Annotated in this window: 1 protein-coding gene; it reads left to right on the top strand. The window is 31.2% G+C overall.

Features of this window, described 5'->3' with window-relative positions; genetic code table 11:
* The first annotated feature begins 181 nt into the window (after positions 1–181).
* Positions 182–1387, top strand: coding sequence for an IS256 family transposase (locus CJ670_RS09685; protein WP_105939811.1), 1206 nt, complete (start codon positions 182–184; stop codon positions 1385–1387).
* The last annotated feature ends 163 nt before the right edge of the window (positions 1388–1550 follow it).

Raw genomic sequence — 1550 nt, 5'->3', positions numbered from 1 at the left:
CATGAGAAAGTTAATTTTACTAGCACATTCCTTGTATAAAAATAATGTAGATTATAATCCAGAGCAGTTTAAATTAGAAAAAAGAGTTAAAAAAGGAGAGTATGCATCATAGTATTTAAGTAGTTTTTAATGTGGCAACTGTGTCAATAAGATAAAATATTGAACATAGAAGGAAGAACAGATGAAAATAGAAATAGATGTAGCAGATTTTGCAGCACAACTAAAAGCTGGTAAAGGCATTGGTGGTAAAGATGGAGCGTTAGCTCCATTAATTAAACAACTAACAGAAATGGCTTTACAAGCTGAACTTGAAACTCACTTATCACAAGACCTTGAGAGAAATCGTAAAAATGGTTTTAGCTCTAAAACCATGAAATCTGCGAATGGAACATTTGAGTTAGAAACTCCAAGGGATAGAAATGGTAGTTTCGAACCAGAACTTGTTAAGAAAAACCAAACCCATATGAGCGATGAACTTGAATCAAAAATGCTCTCACTATTTGCACTGGGTAATAGCTATTCTCAAATAGCAGATCATATTGAAGATATGTATGGTGTACACTTCTCTAAACCAGCAATTACAGCTATAACTGATAAACTAATCCCAAAGCTTGAAGAGTGGAGAAAAAGACCTTTAGAATTAATTTATCCATTTATTTATCTTGATGCAATTCACTATAAAGTAAGAGATGAAGGACATTATGTTTCAAAAGCCTTTTACACAGTCCTTGGAGTAAATTTAGAAGGTAAAAAAGAGATATTAGGACTTTATCTTAATGAAAGTGAAGGTGCAAAATTTTGGTTACAAGTACTTACAGATTTACAAAATCGTGGTGTAAAAGATATTTTAATAGCATCAGTTGATGGACTAAAAGGGTTTCCTGAAGCTATAAACGCAGTCTTTCCAGATACTGAAGTACAACTGTGTATCGTACACCAAATTAGGAATTCTCTTAAATATGTAGCTTCTAAAGATCAAAAACAATTTGCAAGTGAACTCAAAGCTGTTTATCAAGCTTTTACGAAAGAAGAAGCCGAAACAGAACTAGATAAACTTGAAGAAAAATGGGCTAAAAAATACCCAATTATATTTGAGTCTTGGAGAAATAAGTGGGATAATTTATCTAACTATTTTAAATATGCAGAGCCTATAAGAAAGGTAATCTACACCACAAATATCATTGAATCAGTACATAGACAATTTAGAACTTTAACTAAGACAAAAGGTGCATTTCCAAACGATAATAGCTTATTAAAATTGCTTTTTGCTGGTATTCAAAACGCTGAAAAGAAATGGACAGTGACAATACGAAACTGGAGTTTAACAATCTCTCAACTTAATATTCATTTTAAGGAGAGATTGAAAAACGCTTTAAATTTGGTATAATTTTAAGAGAATTTAGGTGCTGACACAGTTGCCACATTAAAAACTACTTAAATACTATGATGCATACTCTCCTTTTTTAACTCTTTTTTCTAATTTAAACTGCTCTGGATTATAATCTACATTATTTTTATACAAGGAATGTGCTAGTAAAATTAACTTTCTC

The organism is Arcobacter cryaerophilus gv. crypticus, from assembly GCF_002993025.1.
Lineage (GTDB): Bacteria > Campylobacterota > Campylobacteria > Campylobacterales > Arcobacteraceae > Aliarcobacter > Aliarcobacter cryaerophilus_B.
The sequence above is the reverse complement of the archived record's forward strand: the minus strand, read 5'-3'. Positions and strand labels throughout refer to the sequence as shown.

Coding starts and splice junctions, on each gene's coding strand:
- CJ670_RS09685 (WP_105939811.1), top strand. CDS start 182: ATGAAAATAGAAATAGATGTAGCAGATTTTGCAGCACAACTAAAAGCT.